This is a genomic window from Pseudomonas sp. RIT-To-2, from assembly GCF_029623465.1.
In the GTDB taxonomy this organism is placed as follows: Bacteria; Pseudomonadota; Gammaproteobacteria; order Pseudomonadales; family Pseudomonadaceae; genus Aquipseudomonas; species Aquipseudomonas silvicola.
Genome location: NZ_JAPYKM010000047.1, coordinates 14,557 through 35,851 on the forward strand (window position 1 = coordinate 14,557; position 21,295 = coordinate 35,851).

7 protein-coding genes are annotated in these 21,295 nt (G+C 67.5%); all 7 read left to right on the forward strand.

From position 1 onward, the window contains the following. The first annotated feature begins 247 nt into the window (after nucleotides 1-247). Complete coding sequence (locus QBK88_RS27770) at nucleotides 248-1,762, forward strand: NCS1 family nucleobase:cation symporter-1 (RefSeq protein ID WP_277964570.1); 1,515 nt, start codon at nucleotides 248-250, stop codon at nucleotides 1,760-1,762. Between the two features lie 23 nt (nucleotides 1,763-1,785). Next, nucleotides 1,786-2,505, forward strand: a complete 720-nt coding sequence (locus tag QBK88_RS27775; RefSeq protein ID WP_277964571.1) for an aspartate/glutamate racemase family protein — start codon at nucleotides 1,786-1,788, stop codon at nucleotides 2,503-2,505. A gap of 23 nt (nucleotides 2,506-2,528) precedes the next feature. Continuing rightward, a complete protein-coding gene (locus QBK88_RS27780) occupies nucleotides 2,529-3,200 on the forward strand; it encodes a YdcF family protein (RefSeq protein ID WP_277964572.1) in 672 nt (223 codons plus the stop codon). Between the two features lie 386 nt (nucleotides 3,201-3,586). Further along, complete coding sequence (locus QBK88_RS27785; RefSeq protein WP_277964573.1) at nucleotides 3,587-16,378, forward strand: BapA/Bap/LapF family large adhesin; 12,792 nt, start codon at nucleotides 3,587-3,589, stop codon at nucleotides 16,376-16,378. A gap of 161 nt (nucleotides 16,379-16,539) precedes the next feature. Continuing rightward, a complete protein-coding gene (locus QBK88_RS27790) occupies nucleotides 16,540-17,952 on the forward strand; it encodes a TolC family outer membrane protein (RefSeq protein WP_445765015.1) in 1,413 nt (470 codons plus the stop codon). Further along, nucleotides 17,949-20,108, forward strand: coding sequence for a type I secretion system permease/ATPase (locus tag QBK88_RS27795; protein ID WP_277964575.1), 2,160 nt, complete (start codon nucleotides 17,949-17,951; stop codon nucleotides 20,106-20,108). Before QBK88_RS27790 ends, QBK88_RS27795 begins: the two co-directional genes overlap by 4 nt. Continuing rightward, nucleotides 20,105-21,286, forward strand: a complete 1,182-nt coding sequence (locus QBK88_RS27800; protein ID WP_277964576.1) for an HlyD family efflux transporter periplasmic adaptor subunit — start codon at nucleotides 20,105-20,107, stop codon at nucleotides 21,284-21,286. The genes QBK88_RS27795 and QBK88_RS27800 overlap by 4 nt, the downstream gene beginning before the upstream one ends. Nucleotides 21,287-21,295 lie beyond the last annotated feature (9 nt).

A 21,295-nucleotide genomic window follows, 5' to 3' on the forward strand; every position in this document is an offset into this window, starting at 1 on the left:
CTTTTCAAGCCTTGCAGAACGCCCGGCGGCCACTGACACACACACTTTGTGTCACCCCAAGTAACGTAATTGTATACAATAATTCTAACCACATGATCAGAAAGCTCTAGCTTTTTGGATAGAATAGACAGTCAAAACAATACCTAAGGTGATCGCACCTCAAGTCGAAAACAAAACTGGCACGATTATGGCTACCTGGACACCACAATATGTATACAGCAATAAATACAACCGTGGAGCCACACCGATGCAGCTCAACAGCCCCGCCGAGTCCTCCCGTTCCGACGTGACCCACACCGGGTCGGTGCCCTACCCAGCGCTCAGCCCTCGCCTGCATAACCGCGACCTGGCCCCCACGCGAAGCGAAGGCCGGCGCTGGGGCGGGTACAGCATCTTTGCGCTGTGGACCAACGATGTACACAATATCGCCAACTACTCCTTTGCCATGGGGCTCTACGCCCTGGGCCTGGGCGGCTGGCAGATCCTGCTGTCATTGCTGATCGGTGCTGCGCTGGTCTATGGCTTCATGAACCTCACCGGTTACATGGGGCAGAAGACCGGTGTGCCTTTTCCGGTCATCAGCCGCATCAGTTTTGGCATTTTTGGTGCACAGCTCCCCGCTTTGGTGCGCGCAGTCATCGCCATTGCCTGGTTTGGCATCCAGACGTACCTGGCTTCGGTGGTACTCAAAGTGCTGCTCACCGCGCTGCTGCCCAGCGTGGCGGTGTGGGACCACAACCAGGTTCTGGGGCTCTCCAGTCTGGGTTGGGCGTGCTTCGTCAGCATCTGGCTGGTGCAGCTGGTGATTCTGGCCTACGGCATGGAAACCGTGCGCCGCTATGAAGGCTTCGCGGGGCCAGTGATTCTGCTGACCATGGGCTGCCTGGCAGTATGGATGTACGCCCGCGTGGGCGGCGACCTGGCGTGGTCGATCCGTGAGCCATTGCAGGGCGCCAGCATGTGGCGGCATATCTTCGCCGGCGGTGCGTTGTGGCTGGCGATCTACGGCACCATGATCCTCAACTTCTGCGACTTTACCCGCTCGGCTCCCTCGCGACGCTGTATCCGCCAAGGCAATTTCTGGGGCCTGCCGGTGAATATCCTCGCCTTCGCCGTGGTCACCGTGGTGCTGTGCGGCGCGCAGTTTTCCATTGATGGGCGGGTGATCGAGAACCCCACCCAGATCATCCAGTCCATCCCCGATACCCTGTTCCTGGTGCTCGGCTGCCTGGCGCTGCTGATCGTCACCGTGGCGGTGAACATCATGGCCAACTTCGTGGCCCCTGCCTTCGTGCTCAGCAACCTGGCGCCGCGGCTGTTGACCTTTCGCCGCGCCGGGATGATCAGCGCCACCGTGGCCGTGCTGATCTTGCCGTGGAACCTGTACAACAGCCCACTAGTGATCGAGTACTTCCTGGCCGGCCTGGGCGCACTGCTCGGCCCGCTATACGGAATCATCACCGCCGATTACTGGCTGCTGCGCCGGGGTAGGGTCAACGTCCCCCAGTTGTACACCGAGGCGCCTGAGGCGGCCTACCACTACCGCCGCGGCATCAACCCGCGCGCCGTCGCCGCCGTGCTGCCCGCGGCAACCATTGCCATCGTGCTGGCGCTGGTCCCGGCCTTCGAAACCGTGTCGGCATTCTCCTGGCTGTTCGGCGCCGCCATCGCTGCCGCGGTGTACCTGCTGCTCAGCGACCGTCACCAAGCGTTCCTGGACGTCAGCGGTGAAACCATCGCTGTCGACAATGCCCAGCACTGATTTTTCCTGCCCTGAGGTTTGCCATGCGTATCCTGGTTGTCAACGTCAACACCACTGCTGCCATCACCCACACCATCGCTGAGCAGGCCCGCAGCGTCGCGGCGCCCGGTACGGAGATCATCGGCCTGACGCCGCGCTTTGGCGCGGAATCGGTGGAAGGCAATTTCGAGAGCTACCTGGCTGCCATCGGCGTCATGGACGCGGTCATGGCCTATGACCAGCCCTTTGACGCGGTGATCCAGGCCGGGTACGGCGAACACGGTCGCGAAGGCCTGCAGGAATTGCTTGACGTGCCAGTGGTGGACATCACCGAGGCCGCCGCCAGCCTGGCCATGCTGCTAGGCCACGCCTATTCGGTGGTGACCACACTGGACCGCACCGTACCGTTGATTCAGGACCGCCTGCGCCTGGCCGGCTTGTACCAGCGCTGTGCCTCGGTACGCGCCAGCGGCCTGGCCGTACTGGAGCTGGAGCAGGATCCATCGCGTGCCGTGGCCGCCATCGTTGCCCAGGCCGAACTGGCCGTGCGCGATGACCAGGCCGAGGTGATCTGCCTGGGGTGCGGCGGCATGGCCGGGCTGGACGCGATGATTCGCGAAAGCACCGGCGTACCGGTGGTGGACGGGGTGACGGCCGCCGTGGCGCTGGCGGAGTCGCTGGTACGGTTGGGCTTGAGCACGTCAAAGGTGCGCACCTATGCAACGCCGCGCCGCAAGCGAGTGGTGGGCTGGCCGCTAGGGTAAGGCCCGGATTCGAAGGGGTGTGCTTGCGCCTGGCAGCCGCCTGGTTCCTGGCGGTGGGCTGCGGCCCGGCACCGGCGTGGCTGCTGAACAACCTTCAAGCCGACTACGCGCTGAAACCTTCGATCACCTGGGGCACGCGCAGCGTGATCGTGCTGCTGGGCGCCGGCACCGAGCAGGCGCTCGATGCCGTGGAGCCTGGGGTCTTCGCCTACCCGCGGCTGGTCGAGACCGCCGCGTTGTACAATCAATGCCATCAGGCCGGTGGCGACTGCAAGGTACTGGTGAGCGGCGGCGACGCGCGCCATACCGGCGTCACCGAAGCAGCGGTGTACCAGACAACCCTGCAGGCTCTGGGGGTGGCGCATGGTGATGTGCTGCTGGAGGATAAAAGCATGAATACCTGGCAGAACGCCGAGTTCACCGCGGCCCTGCTGCACCGCCAATCCGCCGACCGTGTGGTGCTGGTATCGTCGGCCATCCACCTGCGCCGAAGCGAGGTGTATTTCGCCCACTTCGATGTGACGGCTACCCCGGTACGGGCAGACTACTTGCGCGCCATGCCGTCGGCCTTGCCGCTGTCCTTCAACTTCATCGTTGCCGACGCCGCCCTGCATGAGTACATCGGCATCGCGCGCTACCATGTCTATTCCGCGCTCGGTTTGAACCCCGCGCGCACGCGCCCCGGCCAGTCCTGACTCTCGCCCCTCGCAACAAACGGATTTTGCCGCATCACGGGCGCCGCGCAACATCAGGCTCACCGCATTGATCACCGACGCGGCCTGATGCCCCAGCGCTCACAAAGAACGTTGTCGCTACATGCCAACGTTCTTTGTACAAAAAAAAGCACTTTTCCGTCATCCCACCTGTCACACCTAAGTTTCCCTCCGATAACCCCGCACCGCCTGTCGCATAAACCTTGCTAGCCAGCAAGCTAGCGCGCGCTTTCGTAGCCCTTTGCTATACCTACAGGATCCAATCTGTACAGGTTTTTTCGGTGCTGCCTGCCCGCATGCAGCCGTAGTGATGATCACCACGCAGTGCAGTGTGGTGACTGACAAGAAAGCGAAAGGAAGAGCCGATAATGGACAATATCGTCGTCGCCGACAAAGCAACTGCCCAAGTCACCGCCCAGCAATTTGGCGATGTGTCACTGCCAAACCCCGCCGTTGTACAGATTCCCGTACCCCCTGACCAGGTCGCGTCCGTCACCCGCTCCGGTGACGATGCCGTGCTCAATCTCAAGAACGGCGAGCATGTGCGGGTCAGCAACTTCTTCAAGGCCAACGCCGAGGGCGTGCGCAGTGACATGGTGTTCCAGGATGAGAACGGCACCCTGTGGCAGGCGCAGTACAACGCCGAAGCCTTCCACGGCTTTACGTTTGCTCAAGTATCGTCGCTCGACGACCTGCTGGCGGGCGTCGGCGTGGTCGGCAGTGCTACCCCTGAATGGGCGATCGCCGGCCTTGGCCTGCTGGGGGCCGGCGGTGCCACCGCGGCCGCGGTGGGTGGCGGCGGTGGCGGTGGCGGCAGCAGCGACAGTGGCACCGCCGCCGACACCACGGCCCCGGACTCCCCCACTGGCCTGAGCCTGTCCGGCAACGGCCTGGTGCTCAGCGGCCTGGGCGAAATCGGTAGCACCGTGACCGTGCGCGATGCCGCTGGCAATGTGCTGGGCAGCGGCACCGTCGGCAGCGACGGCAGCTTCCAGGTCAGCTTGAGCAACCCGCAAACCAACGGCCAGACCTTGGACGTGACCCTCACCGACGCTGCAGGCAATGTCTCGGCGCCCGGTACCGTCACCGCCGCCGACACCAGCGCCCCCGACGCCCCCGGCAACCTGGCCGTCAGCGCCGACGGCACCCAACTGAGCGGCACCGCCGAGGCAGGTTCCACCGTGACCGTGCGAGCCGCCGACGGCAGCGTGCTGGGCACCGCCGTGGCCGCCGCCGACGGTACCTTCACCCTGACCCTGAGCCAGCCCCAGGCCAACGGCCAGACCCTGACCGTCAACGCTACCGATGCCGCCGGCAACGCCTCTGCGTCCGGCACCGTGACCGCCGCCGACACCACCGCCCCCGACGCCCCCGGCAACCTCGCCGTCAGCGCCGACGGCAGCCAACTGACCGGCACCGCCGAGGCAGGCTCGACCGTGACCGTGCGCGCCGCCGATGGCAGCCTGCTGGGCACTGCCGTGGCCGCTGCCGACGGTACCTTCACCCTCACCTTGAGCCCGGCCCAGACCGATGGCCAAACCCTGAACATCAGTGCCACGGACGCGGCCGGCAATACCTCCAGCCCCGCCACGGCAGTGGCACCCGACATCGGCAACCCCGACACCACCCCGCCCGACGCGCCCATGGATGTGGCGATCAGTGGCAGCGGCACCCTGGTCAGCGGCCATGGCGAGGCCGGCAGCACCGCCACCATCATCGACGCCAATGGCACGGTGCTGGGTTCCGCCGTGGTCGGCGCCGACGGGTTATTCAGCATCAGCATCAGCCCAGCCCAGGACAACGGCCAGGTGCTGCAGGTCACCCTCACCGATGCTGCCGGCAACGTCTCGGCCAACGTGGCCCTGACAGCCCCCGACATTCAACCGCCTGCACAACCGGCCAACCTGGTGCTGTCCGCCGACGGCCTGACGCTGACCGGTACCACCGAGCCCGGCGCCCGGGTGCTGGTGCATGATGCCAACGGCCAAGTGATCGGTGCTGCCCGCGCGGCCCAGGACGGTACCTTCAGCCTGACCCTGGACAGCGCCCAGACCAACGGCGAACACCTGGACGTCACCGCCACCGACGCCGCCGGCAACAGCAGCGCACCGGTAGCCCTGCAGGCCGGTGATACCACCGCGCCCGACCCGGTCACCAACGTGGTCATCAGTGCCGACGGCATAGCGCTGTCCGGCCAGGGCGAGGTCGGCGCCACGGTCAGCATCACCAATGCCGCGGGTACCGTCATCGGCACCGGCACGGTCGGCGCCAACGGCACCTTCGAAGTCACCCTGGCACCCGGCGTGACCCAGGGCGACACGGTCAGGGTGGTCCAGGCCGACGCCCAGGGCAATACCTCGCCCGCCATCACCGTGCTGGCCCCGGATGCCGATGGCCCCGGCACACCATCGGCCCTGGTGGTCAACGCCGACGGTAGCCTGGTAACCGGCAGCGCTACCGCCGGCAACCTGGTCGAGGTGCGAGACGGCAGTGGCAACCTGCTGGGCTCGGCCGTGGTCGCCAGCAATGGCGAATTCACCATTACCCTCACTCCCGCACAGGCCAATGGCGAAGTGCTGGACGTCACAGCCATCGACGGCAACGGCGAAAGCTCGGTGACCGTACCGGTGACAGCGCCCGACATCACCGGCCCGACCGCCGCCACCGACCTTGTCGTCAACGCCAACGGCCTGCTGTTGACTGGCCGTGGCGAAGTGGGCGCTACGGTCAGCGTCACCGATGCCAACGGTAATGTCCTGGGTACCGCGGTGGTCTCGGCCAGTGGCAGCTTCGCCGTGACCCTGGCCAGCGCCCAGGTGGACGGCCAGGCGCTGCAAGTGACCCTCACCGACGCGGCGGGCAACCCCTCGCCGGCCACCGCCATCACCGCCCCTGACCTGGACGGCCCGCTGCAACCCGGCGGACTAGCGCTGAACGTGGCCGGCACGGTGCTGACCGGCAACGGCGAGGCAGGCGCGCACATCACCGTCACCGATGCCAACGGCAATGCCCTGGGCACCGCCATCGTCGCGGCCGACGGTACCTTCAGCGTCACCCTCAGCAGCGCTCAGAACAACGGCCAGACCCTGCTGGTGGCCGCCACCGACGCGGTCGGCAATGGCGCCGGCCCGGTCACCTTCATCGCCCCCGACACCCTGGCGCCCAACGCTGCCACCGACCTGGCGGTCAATGCCAGCGGCAACGTGCTGACCGGCAGCGGTGAAATCGGCGCCACGGTGACCGTGCGCGACCCCTCTGGCACCGTACTGGGCACCGCGACCGTGGACGGCACCGGGCATTTCAGTGTCACCCTGGCCCCAGCGCAAATTGATGCTGAAGCATTACAGGTCGTACTGGCCGACGCCGCCGGCAACCCGTCCACGCCTGCGCAGGTCACCGCCCCCGACCTGGTGGCGCCCAGCGGCCTGACCAGCGTCGACATCTCCGCCAACGGCACCCTGGTCAGCGGCCACGGTGAAGTGGGCGCCACGGTCACCGTGCGTGATGCCGATGGCAACAGCATCGGCTCGGCAGTGGTCGGCAGCAACGGCACCTTCGAAGTCACCCTCAGCCCGGCGCAGATCAACGGCCAGGCCTTGACCGCGCTGCAAACCGATGCGGCGGGTAATGCCAGCCCCGGCACTGACCTGACCGCGCCCGATATTCAAGCACCTGACGCACCTGCCAACCTGACCCTGAATGGCGCCGGCGATGCGCTCAGCGGCACCGGCGAACCCGGCGCTACCGTGCATGTATACAGCCGCGACGGCACCTTGCTGGGCAGTGACATCGTCAGCACCGGCGGCACCTTCACCGTGGCACTTAACAGCGCCCAGGCCGATGGCCAGGTGCTGCGGGTCAACCAGTCCGACGCCAGCAACAACACCTCGGCCGACGCTAGCCTGACCGCCGCCGACAACACTCCACCGGCACAGGTAGGCAGCCTGGCCATCAGCGGCAACGGCGCCACCGTGACCGGTACCGGTGAAGCCGGCGATACCGTGTATGTACGTGCCAGCGACGGCACGCTGCTGGGCAGCGCCGTGGTCGCCGGCAACGGCACCTTCACCGTCACCCTGACCCCGGCGCAGCTCAACGGTGAAGTGCTGAGCGTCAACCAGCTCGACACGGCGCAGAACCCATCGGCCGTCACCACCGTGACCGCCCCGGACCTGACCGCGCCCGCAGCCCCCACTGACCTGGCCGTCAGCACGGATGGCCTGACCGTCACCGGCACCGCCGAGGCCAACAGCAGCGTCCAGGTTCGTGCCGCCGACGGCACCCTGCTGGGCGAGGCCAGCGCCGATGGCAATGGCGTGTTTAGCGTCATCTTGAACACCGCGCAAACCAATGCCCAGCCGCTGCAGGTGACGGCGACCGACGCCAGCAACAATACGTCCCTGCCCGGTGCCGTCAGCGCGCCGGACACCACCGCGCCCCAGGATGTCACCAACCTGGCCGTCAGCCCCGATGGCACTCAGGTGTCGGGCACCGGTGAAGCCGGCAGCACCGTCACCGTGCGCGAAGGCTCCACCGTGCTGGGCAGCGGCACCGTGGGCAGCGACGGCGTGTTCGTCATTACCTTGACCACCGCGGCCAGCAATGGCAGCACCCTCAGCGTGGTCAGCACGGATGCCGCCAACAACAGCTCCAACCCCGTGGACGTGGCTGGCCCGGACGGCACCCAGGTGGCCGCGCCCAGCGACCTCGCCTTGAGCAGCGACGGCACCACCCTGACCGGCGCCGGCACCGCTGGCAGCACCATCACGGTGGTGGACAGCGCCGGCACCAACCTGGGGACCACCACGGTCAATAGCCTGGGACGCTTCAGCATCCGCTTCGCCACGGCGCAGCTCAATGCCCAGGTGCTGCACGTGACCGCCACGGACAGCGCCAACCACACGTCAGTGCCCAGCACCGTGGTCGCCAGTGACAGCACGGCCCCCGATGCGCCGACCGACGTCGCCGTCAACAGCACCGGCACCACCCTCACCGGCAAGGGCGAGGTGGGCGCCACCGTCACGGCGCTGGACAGCGCCGGTACCGTGCTGGGCACCGCCACGGTGGCCAGCAACGGCACCTTTGTCATTACCCTGACCCCGACCCAGGCCGACGCCCAGGCCCTCACCGTGACCCAGGCCGACCCCGCCGGCAACGTCTCGCAACCGGCCAGCACCGTGGCGCCGGACCTGACCGCGCCCGATGCCGCCACCGGCCTGGCCATCAATAACGTCGGCACCGTGGTCAACGGCCAGGGCGAAGCCGGGGCTACCGTGACCGTGACCAATGCCGCGGGCGCCGTGGTGGGTACCGGCACGGTCGACCAGAGCGGCAATTTCCAGATCACCGTCGCGCCGGCCCAGACCGACGGCGGTACCTTGCACGTGAGCCTCACCGACGCGGCGGGCAACGTCTCCGCCGACGCCACGGTGGCAACCGTCGACACCACGCCACCGGCAGCGGTCGCCAACCTGGCCATCAGCAGCGACGGCGCCACCCTCAACGGCACCGGTGAAGTCGGTGCCACGGTGCGCGTGACCGACAGCAGCGGCGTGCTGCTGGGCACCGCGACCGTGGCCGCCAATGGCACCTTCTCGGTCGCCCTGGCCCCAGCCCCGAACAATGGCCAGACCCTGGACATCTACCAGACCGATGCCGCGGGCAATGCCTCGCCTTCGGCGACCCTGACCGCACCGGACATCACCCCGCCCGCCGCGCTGACCCAAGTGGCCGTCAACGCCGATGGCATCACCGTGACCGGCCACGGCGAACCCAATGCCACGGTCAGCGTGCGCAGCGCCGACGGCACCTTGCTGGGCACCGGCCTGGTGGCCAGCAATGGCGCCTTTACCCTGACGCTCAATACCCCGCAGCTCAACGCGCAAGTGTTGACCGTGACCCAGGAGGACCCACCGGGCAACGTCTCCACGGCTGTCACCGTGACCGCACAAGACCTGACACCGCCCGACAGCCCCACGGACCTCGCCCTCAACAGCGCTGGCCTGCAACTGACCGGCCATGCCGAGGCCGGCAGCACCGTGACCGTCAGCAACGCCCAGGGGGCCGTGCTGGGCACCGCCATCGCCGCGGCCAACGGCACCTTCCAACTGACCCTGGGCAGCGCCCAGACCAACGGCCAGGCGCTGTCGGTGACCGCCACGGACGCCGCAGGCAACGTCTCCACGGCCGCCAGCTATACCGCCGCGGACACCACCGCGCCACTGGCGGTGACCAACCTCGCGGTGGCCGCCGACGGCGCCACCGTGGCTGGCCAGGGCGAAGTCGGTGCCACCGTCACCGTGCGCGACGCCAGCGGCACGCTGCTGGGCACCGGCACCGTGGCCAGCAACGGCAGCTTCAGCCTGACCCTGGCGCCTGCCGCAGCCGCCGGCAGCACCCTCAGCGTGGTGCAGACCGACGCGGCCGGCAATGCCTCCGGCGCCGCCAACGTGACCGCCCCCGGCAGCCTTGCCGAACCGGCCCCCACCAACCTGGTGCTCAGCGCCGACGGCCTGAGCCTGACCGGCAATGCCACCGCCGGCAGCAGCGTCAGCGTGCACAACGCCGCCGGCACCGTGCTGGGCACCGCCCAAGTGGCCAGCGATGGCACCTTCAGCATCACCTTGACCAGCGCCCAGCTCAATGGCGAACAGCTATCGGCCACGGCCACTTCCAGCGACGGCATCAACTCGCTGCCCACCGGCCTCATCGCCGCCGACGTCACCGCGCCAACCGCCCTCAGCGACCTGCACCTGGCCGCGAACGGCACTGCCCTCACCGGGCATGGCGAAGCCGGTGCGACGGTCACCGTACTGGGCCAGGGCGGTATCGAACTGGGTACCGCCGTGGTGGGGGCCAATGGCACCTTCAGCGTCACCCTGAACGCGGCGCAGACCAACGGCCAACTCTTGAGCCTGAGCCAGACCGACGCCGCGGGCAACGAATCGCCCAGCGTCAACCTGACCGCACCGGACCTGATCGCCCCCGACGCACCCACCGGCCTGACGGTCAGCAGCAACGGCCTGCTGCTTTCCGGTACCGGCGAGGCGGGCACCACGGTCAAGGTGGTCAACGCCGCCGGCGACCTGCTGGGCACCGGCACCGTGAACGTGGACGGCAGCTTCCAGATCACCCTCAACACGCCTCAGGCCAACGGCCAGCAACTGGCCGTGACCCTCACCGATGCTGCTGGCAATACCTCGGCGGCCACCGACCTGACGTCGGTGGACACCACCGCGCCCTCGGCGCTCACCCAACTGGCCATCGCCAGCGATGGCGCTACCCTCACAGGCCACGGTGAAGCTGGCGCGATCGTCACGGTCAGCGATAGCCTCGGCGTACCGCTTGGCACCGCAACCGTAGGGGCCACCGGCACCTTCACGCTGGTGCTCGCCACGCCGCTGACCAACGCCGAAGTGCTGACCCTGGTACAGGCCGACGCTTCGGGCAACGTGTCGCCCACCGCCACCCTGACCACCCCTGACTTCACTGCCCCTGACCCACTGGCCGATGTAGCCATCAACGCCGCCGGCGCTCTGGTCACCGGTACCGGCGAAGCCGGCGCCACCGTCATCGTGAAAGACCCGGCAGGGCTGGTGTTGGGTACCGCCGTGGTGCTGGCCGACGGCACCTTCAGCGTCAGCTTGAGCACCCCACAAATCAACGGCCAGGCGCTGACCGTGCAGCAGGCCGACCCACCCGGCAACGTCAGCACCCCGGTGGTGGTGAACGCGCCGGACCTGACCCCACCTGACCTGGCCACGCAGTTGCAATTCAATGCCAGCGGGACGGTACTCAGTGGCGTGGGCGAGGCAGGCACGGCCGTGCGCATCATCCTGGCTGACAACACTGAAGTCGGCACTGGGACCGTCGACAGCACCGGGCATTTCCTGATTACCCTGGATACGGCCCAGACCAATGGCCAGACCGTGTGGGTGACCCTGACCGACGCGGCCGGCAACACCTCGGCCACCGCTACTCAGATCGCCCCGGACATCACAGCACCCGCCGCCGTCACCGGGCTGGCACTGGACGCCACTGGCCTGGTGCTCAGCGGTGCCGGTGAGGCCGGAGCCAGTGTCACGGTCACCAACGCCGCCGGCACCACGCTGGGCACCGGCACAGTCGACGCCAATGGTCAGTTCACCCTGACCCTGAACGCCGCTCAGCTCAACGGTGAACAACTGTCGGTGGTGCAACAGGACGCCGCAGGCAACCCTTCCGTCACCGCCAGCCTGGTGGCCAGCGACGTCACCGCACCCACCGCACCGACGGTCACTGCGCTCAGTGCCGATGGCCTGACCCTGACCGGCACCGGCGAAGCCGGCGCGACCCTGGTGGTCACCACGGCCACCGGTGGCGTGCTTGCCACCGTGACCGTCGCCGCCGACGGCACCTTCAGCACGCCCTTGAGCAGCGCTCAGGTGAACGGCGAGCTGTTGACCCTGGTGCAGACGGATACCGCTGGCAACCACAGCCTGCCCCTGGTGTACCAGGCGGGCGACACCACCGCGCCTGCCGACGTCACCGCCTTGGCCGTCAGCCCCAGTGGCCTGACCGTCACCGGGCTTGGCGAAGCCAATGCCACTGTCACGGTGCGCAGCGCCGCGGGCGTTGAACTGGGCACCACCACCGTGGCCGCCGACGGCCACTTCAGCGTGGGGCTGAGCAGTGCGCAACTCAACGGCGAGACGCTCACCGTCAGCCAGACTGACGTCGCGGGCAACCTGTCTGGCAACCAGACAGTGACCGCCAGCGACATCACCGCCCCTGCCGCGCCCACGGTCACTTCCCTGTCCGTCGATGGTGTGACCCTGACCGGTACCGCCGAGGCCAATAGCCTGGTGACCGTCAGGAGCGTCGACGGCACCGAGCTGGGTACGGCCACCGCCACAGCGGGCGGGATTTACACCGTGACCCTGGCCCCTGCGCAAATCAATGGCCAGGTACTGTCGATCGTCGCCGCCGATGCCTCGTCCAATGCCTCCACGCCGCTGATCTACACCACGCTCGACACCCAGGCACCCGATGCCGTCACCAACCTGAGCATCAGCGCCGACCACAGCCTGCTGGCCGGGCGTGGCGAAGTCGGGGCCACGGTGCTGGTCACCGATGCCGACGGTACCTCAGTAGGTAGCGGTGTCGTCGCCGCCAACGGCACCTTCGTGATCAACCTGTCCGCCGGCATCGACGCCAACGCCGTGCTCACCGTGGTGCAGACCGATGCCAGCAACAACACCTCGGTCTCCGCGGATTTGATCGTGCCGGTCGCCCCGGCACCCGATGCACCGACCGATGTGGTGCTGGCCGCCGACGGCGTGACCCTCAACGGTGTCGCCGCGGCGGGCACCACCATCACCGTGTACAGCGCCACCGGCACGGTGCTGGGCACCGGTACCACGGGCAGCAACGGCATCTTCGACCTGACCCTGACCACGCCGCAGACCAACGGCCAGACCTTGTCGGTCACCGCTAGTACCCAGGCCGGTGGCGCCTCGCTGCCGACCGAACTGATCGCTGCCGACACCACCGCGCCTGACCCGCTGACGGGCCTGGCGGTCACGGGTGCCGGCCTGCTGGTGACCGGCCACGGTGAAGTGGGTGCGACGGTGACGATCACATCGGCTACCGGGGCGCTGCTGGGCACCGGCGTGGTCGGCGTCGGCGGTACCTTCAGCGTCAACCTCAATGCCGCACAGACCAACGGTCAAGTGTTGACTGCGGTGCAGACCGATGCCTACGCCAACACCTCTACCTCGGTGACCGTCCAGGCTGCGGACACCACCGCTCCGGTGGCGCCCAGCGTGCTGGCCCTCGATGCCGCGGGCCTGGTGCTGTCGGGGCTGGGCGAGACCGGCGCCACAGTGACCGTCACCAACGCCGCTGGCACGGTGCTGGGCACCGGCACCGTGGTCGGCGGCACCTTTGCCGTCACCCTCAGTGCCGCGCAACTGAACGGCCAGACCCTGACCGTCAGCCAGGCGGATGCGGCCGGCAACGTCTCGGCCGGGACCACGCTGGTGGCCAATGACACCACCGCGCCGGCGCAATTGGCCAATCTGGCATTGACCAGCAGCGGCCTGCAAGTCACCGGTACCGGCGAAGCCGGGGCCACGGTCACCGTGACCAGTGCCACTGGCACCGTGCTGGGCACCACCCAGGTGGGCTCGGCCGGTACCTTCACCGTGACGCTGGGCACCGCCCAGCTCAACGGCCAGGTGCTGACCCTGGTGCAGACCGACGCCGCCGGCAATGCCTCGCTGGCGTCGACCCTGACGGCCCTGGACACACAGGCGCCCACTGCCCCTGGGGCCCTGGCGCTGGCCGCCAACGGCATCACCGTGACTGGCACCGGCGAGGCCGGCGCCACGGTTACCGTCAGCAATGGCGGCACCACCTTGGGCACCGCGGTGGTCGGCCTCGGGGGCACCTTCACCGTGACCCTGAGCAGCGCCCAGCTCGATGGCCAAGTGCTGACCGTGCGCCAGACCGATGTGGCCGGCAACGCCTCGGCCACGGCCAGCCTGACCGCACCCGACACCACGGCACCCGCCGCGCCTACCGGCGTTCTGGTGAACGCCAGTGGCACCCTGGTGACCGGTACCGGCGTGGCCGGTTCCACCGTCACCGTGCGCGCCGGTACGTCGGTACTGGGTACCACCACCGTGGCCGCCAACGGCAGCTTCTCGGTGGCCCTGACGACCGCGCAGATCAACAGCCAGGTCCTGAGCGTCACCCAGGCCGACCCCAGCGGCAACGTCTCGACCGCCGCGACCACCATCGCGCCGGACCTGACCCCACCCGCCGCGGCCGGTACCCTGCTGGTCAGCGCCGATGGTCTCACCGTCAGCGGTACCGGCGAGGCCAACAGCATCGTCACCATCAAGGCCGCTTCCGGCCTGGTGCTGGGGACTGGCACCGTGGGTGGCACCGGGGTGTTCAGCGTGGTCCTCAGCGCCGCGCAGATCAACGGAGAAACCCTCAGCGTCAGCCTCACCGACGCCAACGGCAACGTCTCGACCGCAGTGACGGTCACCGCCCCTGACCTGGACGCCAATGCCCCGGTCACTGCCAGCAACGACCTGGCCGTGGCCACGGTCAGCCTGACCCCGGTGAGCACCACAACCCACTACACGGACTCCTTCACCACCCTGCTGGCCGGTTTCTCCAAGACCTACACCTTCACCGTGGGCAGCGGCACCTCGGTAACCTCGAGCATGACGCTGACTGCGGGCAGCCTGGTGTCACTGCTCACCGGTGTCAGCTACACCCTGCAGGTCAAGGACGCCAGCGGCAACTGGGTCACCCTGGACGTCAACGGCAGCCGCGGCATCCTCGACCTGCTGACCATCAATTCCCAGGAAGTGCAGGTCAACATCAGCGCGCTGCTGTCCGGCGACTACCGCCTGGTGGTGTCCAGCAGCGGCATTGGTGTGCTGACCACGGTCACCACCGACGTAACACAGCAGACCAGCAGCCTGACGCAGTTCACCGGTTCGGCGGGCGTGGCCACCACCGGTAACGTGCTCACCGACCTGGGCACCAACGGCCTGGCCGACCAACTGGGCCCGGACAGCGCCGCCGTGCTGCAGATTTCCAAGAACGGCACCTTCGTCACCGCCGCCAGTGGCGCCGGCACGACGGTGCAGGGGCTGTACGGCACCCTGGTGATCCATGCCGATGGCAGCTACACGTACACCGCCAACGGCAGCACCAGCAGCATCGGCCAGGTGGACACCTTCACCTACCAGCTGGTGCACGCCAACGGCCTGAGCGCCACCGCGACGCTGTACGTACGCATTGAAAGCCCGCAGTCCACCGAGACCTGGAGCAGCACCAACCTGGCGGCCGCCGCCACCGTGGTGGACGCCACCTACGATATCGCCAGCACCAGCATTACCCTGGCGGCCAAAGAGGTGACCAGCACCGCTACCCTGGGCACGCTGTCCGTGCCGCTGCTGGGTGGCGCCAATGCCACCTACACCACCAGCGTGGCGGCGAACACGGTGAGCGACCTGACGGTCACCCTCAACGCCAGCAACCTGCTGAGCCTGGCCAGCAGCCTGACCCTGGGCCTGTACAAGCTCAACACCAGCACCGGCCAGTACGTGCTGGTGAAAAGCGTCAGCGGTGGCGCGCTGCTGAGCCTGGGTGGCAACAACTATGGCGTGACCTTCGACGACCAGACCTCCGGCACCTACCAGGTCAAGGTCGTCGTCACCGGCATTGGCCTGGCCAGCAGCATCACCACCAGCATCACCAACGTGGCCACCTACACCAACCAGTACGTGGTGGGCAGCTACACGCCGGTCGTCGGCAACCTGCTGACCGATACCGCGGGCGGCGGTGCCGACATCCTGGGCTCGGCCTACACCGTGCTCAGCGTGCTATTGGCCGGCAGCTACGTAACGCCCGGCTACAACGGCACCACCATCGCCGGCACCTACGGCTCGCTGCTGGTGCATGCCGACGGTAGCTACACCTACACGCTCAACGCCGGGCTGACGGACGCGGCGATCGGCCACAGTGATGTGTTCACCTACGAACTCACCCACCCCAACGGCACCACCGACATCTCCACCCTGACCATCGACCTGACCCAGGCCGGTGCCACCGCCAGCACTTTCAGTGCGCTGGCCCTGGTCAGCGATGAAACCAGCACCGCGACCACCACGGTGGCGGCGGCCAGCACCAGTACCGAGGTGCTGCAAGGCACCGACGGCAACGACACACTGGACGCCATCCACGGCGGCGCGGTGACCATCATCGGCGGTGCCGGCAACGACACCATGATCGTCCACGACCAGAACTTTGCCTCGGTGGACGGCGGCACCGGCACCGACACGCTGATGTGGGACGGCGGCGACGCCACCATCGACCTGGGCACCCTGGCCAGCCGCATCCACAACATCGAGATCCTGGACCTCAACAGCACCAGCGCGGTGGCCTTGACCCTGAACCTGGCTGACATGCTGGCGGTGATCGAGAGTGGTGACAGCAAACTGATCATCAAGGGCAACAGCCAGGACAGCGTGCACATGACCGATACGTGGACAGCCAGCGGCACGGAGACCGCCGACGGCGTGAGTTATACCCAGTACACGCCCGAGCAAGATCCCAGCCACCATCTTTGGGTACAGAGCGGGGTGCATGTGGTCTAAATTGCACTAGGGTAATGAAGTAGGCATCAGCCCTGCGGGAGCTGGCTTGCCAGCGAGCTGTTCGGCAGCATTGAAAAGCTCGCTGGCAAGCCAGCCCCTGCACTGGGCAAAGGAATTCAGAACCACAGTAAGGGACTTACGTGAAGCCAGTTCGACTAGGGATGTTATCGGCGGTCGTATTGACCACCAGCCTGCAGTACACGTTTTCCCCATCGGCCACGGCCGACGACCATCTGGACCCCGGGCTCAGCGTGATCAGCCCGAGCAAATTGCGCACCGCGCCCGACCGGGTCAACGCCGAGCCCACGGGCCCGGCCTCGGTCAAGGCCAGTGAGCAGTCCCTGGGGCTGGAGCAGGCCATTCGCGTGGCGGTGGACTGGCATCCCAGCATCGGCCAGGCCATCGGCACCCTCTACCAACAGGGCGAAGGCATCAACGTCGCCCAGGCCGGCTACTACCCCCAGGTCACGGGGGGTATCAAAGGCGGCTACGACAGCGGGTATGACGGTGACCGCAACACCCAGGCCATCAGCATCTCGCTCAAGCAGATGCTTTATGACTTTGGCAAGGTCGACAACGCCGTCGACGCCGCCCGCGCCAAGGTGGCGCAGAGCCAGGCCAATATCCTGCTGGCCATCGACCAGGTGGCCCGCGACACCGCCTATGCCTACATCGAAGTGCAGCGCTACCAGCACCTGCTGGTGATCGCGCGCGACCAGATCCATGGCATCGGCGACATCGTCGACCTGGCCCAGCAACGCAGCGACATGGGCGCCAGTACCCGCTCCGACGTGGTTCAGGCGCAGTCCAGGGCGGAAGGCGGCATGGCCACCCTGCAAGACTACAAGGCCCAGTACGCACGCTGGCAGTCAACCCTGGCCAACCTGCTGGGGCGGCGCAGCGTGCCGCAGGTCACCGATGCCTTCGCGCCCGGGCTGAACCAGTCGTGCGTGGCACCGGACAACGGCGATGCCCTGCCTGCCGTGCTCGCCGCCGTGGCGCAGCGCAGCCAGGCCCAGGCGGAACTGGCCCAGGCCAAGGCCGAGGCCTACCCTACCCTGTCGCTGGAACCGTCGTTCAACCAGTACCTGGACAACGACTACAACAAGGACAACCCGGCGGTGGACCGTACCCAGGTGGGCATTTTCCTCAACCTGGAAGTGCCGATCTACCAGGGCGGCGCCATCAGCGCGCGCAGCCGCGCCGCCGGCCATGCCCTGACCGCCGCCGATTCAGCCGAGGACGCCGCCCGCCTGCAGGCGCGCCAGGGCCTCACCGAAGCCCAGTCACAGACCGCTGGCCTGGGCAGGCGCCTCGATGCCCTGAAAACCCGCGAGGCCAGCATCAGCCAGGCCCGCGAGCTCTACGGCAAGCAATACCTGGAACTGGGTACCCGCCCCCTGCTGGACCTGCTCAATGCCGAGCAGGAGATCTACCAGTCGCGCTTCGACCTGGAAAACACCGTGGCCGACCTGCGCCGCCTGCAAATCGATTGCCTGTACAACGGTGGTGGCCTGCGCCGCGCCTTCGGCATCGACCACAGCACCATCCAGCACGTGGAGATCCAGCCATGACCGACGCCATCGTCATCCCCCACGACCCAGCCGGCGCCGCCCCCAAGGCCGACTACGCGCCGTGGCTTGAAGCCGTGCTCACCGTGGCCCGCCACTACCGCCTGGATGTGTCGCCGGAAAGCATCCGCCTCGCCTCCCTGCAACCGGACGGGCGCCTGGAAGACGTGGTTCGCCACATGGCCCGCCAGGCCGGGCTGAGCGTCAAGTTCGCCGGTTTCGACCGGCGCAGCCTCAGCCGCTGGCGCGCGCCGCTGGTGGTGCAGTTGCGCGACGGCCAGGTGGGCGTGGTGGAAAGCGTGGGCGAGGACGGCGAACTGGGCGTGGTGTTCAGCGGCGACCAGGGCCTGCAAAGCCGCCTGGCCCCGGCCACCCTGGCGGGCGAAGCGATACGCACCGTGGTGCTGCGCCCCACCCGGGCCCTGAGCGACGTGCGCACCGACGACTACGTCAAGCCCTTCGACGAACACTGGTTCCGCCGCATCGTGCTGCGCGACCTGCGCCCCTACACCCACGTGATGATCGCCTCGCTGGTGGCCAACCTGCTGGGCCTGGCCGGGGTGCTGTTTTCCATGCAGGTGTACGACCGGGTGATCCCGGCCGAATCCTTGCCCACCCTGTACGTGCTGTTCGGTGGCGTGCTGCTGTCGGTGGTGTTCGATTTCGTCATGCGCATCGCGCGTTTGCGCATCACTGACCTGCTGGGCAAGCGCGCCGACCTGCGGGTGTCCGACCTGGTGTTCGGGCACGCCTTGCGCCTGCGCAACTCGGCACGCCCGCGCTCGACCGGCTCGTTCATTTCGCAGTTGCGCGAGCTGGAACAAATTCGCGACCTGATCACCTCCAGCACCGCCACGGCGCTGGCCGACCTGCCGTTCTTCCTGCTGTTCCTGCTGGTGTTCTACCTGATCGGTGGCGCCCTGGTGGCCATCCCCGTGGTCGCCCTGGTGGCCATGGTATTGCCCGGTATCCTGGCGCAACGCAAGCTGGCGCGCCTGGCCAACGAGTCCATGCGCGAGGCCGCCTTGCGCAACGCCATGCTGGTGGAAAGCATCCAGGGCCTGGACGACATCAAGGCGCTGCAGGCCGAGCAACGCTTCCAGCAGCAGTGGAACCAGTACAACGCAGCTTCCGCGGAGAGCAGCCTGCGCCTGCGCAACCTCACCAACAGCCTGGTGGCCTGGACCCAGAACGTGCAGAGCGCGGTGTTCGCGGTGGTGATCGTGTTCGGCGCACCCATGGTCATCGCCGGCGACCTGACCACCGGCAGCCTGGTGGCGGCCTCGATCCTGTCGTCCCGAATGATGGCGCCGATGGCGCAACTGACCCACGTGCTGACCCGCTGGCAGCAGGCCAAGGTGGCGCTGGAAGGCCTGAACCGCATCATGCAGTTGCCGGTGGACCACCCCGAAGGCAGCCAGCGGGTGCACCTGCCGGCCATTCGTGGCGACTATCAGTTCAAGCAGGCCAGCTTCCGCTACAGCGAAGAGGCCGCGCCGGCCCTCAGTGCCCTGAACCTGACCATCCGCCCGGGCGAGCACATCGCCGTGCTGGGCCGCAATGGCGCCGGCAAGTCCACCCTGCTGCAAGCGTTGGCCGGGGCCATGGACCTGAGCACCGGCGAGACCACCCTGGACGGCATTGCCCTGCCCCACCTGGACCCCGCCGACCTACGCCGCGACGTGGGCCTGATGGCCCAGCACGCGCGGCTGTTTCACGGCACCCTGCGCGACAACATCACCCTGGGCGCCGGCCAGGCCAGCGACCAGGAGATCCTCGCGGCGCTGTCGCTGACCGGTGCCCTGGATTTCGTGCGCCTGCTGCCCAAGGGCATGGACCACCTCATCCTGGAAGGCGGCCAGGGCCTGTCCGGCGGCCAGCGCCAGAGCCTGCTGCTGTCTCGCCTGCTGCTGCGCCAGCCCCAGGTACTGTTGCTGGACGAGCCCACCGCCAGCCTCGATGACATCACCGAACGGCGCCTGCTGGAACAACTGGCCACCTGGACCCAGGGCCGCACCCTGGTGGTGGCCACCCACCGGGTCAGCCTGCTGCAATTGGTGGAGCGGATCATCGTGCTCGACGGTGGACGCATCGTCATTGATGACCACCGCGACGCCGCGCTGGCGCGCCTCAAGCAACCCCAAGGAGCCCAGGCATGAGCACTTACGAGCACGCGTCCTATCTGGACGGCGATGACGACCGTGGCCTGGTGCGCGGCACCCGGGTGATCTGGGGCTGCGCGCTGATGCTGGGCTGCTTTTTCGCCTGGGCCTACTGGTTCCAGGTGGTGGAGGTGTCCACCGGCACCGGCAAGGTCATTCCCAGCTCCCGCGAGCAGGTGATCCAGTCCATGGAAGGCGGCATCATCAAGCAGATGAACGTCACTGAGGGCGCCCTGGTGGAACGCGGCGAGGTGCTGGCCCAGCTCGACCCGGTGAAGAACGAATCCAACGTCGGCGAGAGCGAAGCCAAATACCGCGCCGCGCTGGCCAGCGTCAGCCGTTTGCAGGCCGAGGTCAGCGACAAGCCATTGAAGTTTCCCGAATCACTGGCAGCCTACCCTGACCTGACCCGCGCCGAAACCGAGTTGTACACCACCCGCCGCCGAGGCCTGGAGGCGACCCTGGCGGGTATTCAGGACAGCCTGCGCCTGGTGCGCAGCGAGCTGGAGATCACCGAAAACCTGGCCAAGATCGGCGCGTCCAGCCGCGTCGAGGTGCTGCGGCTGAACCGCCAGCGCTCGGAACTCGAGCTCAAGGCCACCGAGGCGCGCTCGGACTACATGGTGCGCGCCCGTGAAGACCTGGCCAAGGCCAACGCCGAGGCAGACATGCTGGTGGCCATCATTCGCGGACGCAACGACTCGCTGGAACGCCTGACCTTGCGCTCGCCGGTGCGCGGGATCGTCAAGGACATCAAGGTGACCACGGTGGGCGGCGTCGTACCGCCGAACGGCCAACTGATGGAAATCGTGCCGCTGGACGAGCAACTGCTGATCGAAACCCGCATAGCCCCGCGGGACATCGCCTTCATCCACCCGGACCAGGAAGCCAAGGTCAAGATCACCGCCTATGACTATTCCATCTACGGCAGCCTGGACGGCAAGGTCGTGACCATCTCCCCGGACACCATCCAGGACGAAGCCAAGCCGGAAGTGTTCTACTACCGGGTGTTCATCCGCACCAAGGCTGACGTATTGCGCAACAAGGCCGGCAAGACCTTCGCCATCGTCCCGGGCATGATCGCCACCGTCGACATCCGTACCGGCGAGAAAACCGTGCTCGACTATTTGATCAAACCGCTGAACCGCGCCCGCGAAGCCCTGCGCGAGCGCTGACAGGCAGGG

Bases quoted from the DNA above. Each gene is read 5' to 3' on its own strand.
- QBK88_RS27770 (WP_277964570.1), top strand. From the start codon at position 248: ATGCAGCTCAACAGCCCCGCCGAGTCCTCCCGTTCCGACGTGACCCAC.
- QBK88_RS27775 (WP_277964571.1), top strand. From the start codon at position 1,786: ATGCGTATCCTGGTTGTCAACGTCAACACCACTGCTGCCATCACCCAC.
- QBK88_RS27785 (WP_277964573.1), top strand. From the start codon at position 3,587: ATGGACAATATCGTCGTCGCCGACAAAGCAACTGCCCAAGTCACCGCC.
- QBK88_RS27790 (WP_445765015.1), top strand. From the start codon at position 16,540: ATGTTATCGGCGGTCGTATTGACCACCAGCCTGCAGTACACGTTTTCC.
- QBK88_RS27795 (WP_277964575.1), top strand. From the start codon at position 17,949: ATGACCGACGCCATCGTCATCCCCCACGACCCAGCCGGCGCCGCCCCC.
- QBK88_RS27800 (WP_277964576.1), top strand. From the start codon at position 20,105: ATGAGCACTTACGAGCACGCGTCCTATCTGGACGGCGATGACGACCGT.